This is a genomic window from Halanaerobaculum tunisiense (genome assembly GCF_054657635.1).
This window is the reverse complement of sequence record NZ_BAAHYI010000049.1, coordinates 1-210: the sequence shown is the minus strand read 5'-3', so window position 1 is coordinate 210 and position 210 is coordinate 1. Positions and strand designations below refer to the sequence as shown.

General features: G+C 34.8%; 1 protein-coding gene. It reads left to right on the top strand.

The annotated features are described in order from the left end of the window. The coding region (locus ACYQ3D_RS12700) for an alpha/beta-type small acid-soluble spore protein (protein ID WP_459838828.1) at positions 1-209 on the top strand (209 nt) is incomplete at its 5' end. Position 210 lies beyond the last annotated feature (1 nt).

Below are 210 nucleotides of genomic sequence, written 5' to 3'. Positions count from 1 at the left end.
CTAGAAATAATAGCAATCGTTTATTAAACCCTCAAGCATTACAGGCTATGGATAAATTTAAAGTAGAAGCAGCCCAAGAGCTTAATGTTTCTGATGATTATAAATCTGGCTACTGGGGTAATATGACTTCTCGTGAATGTGGTGCTGTAGGTGGACAAATGGTTAAGAAAATGATTGAAGACTATGAAAATAAACTGGCTCAACAATAAT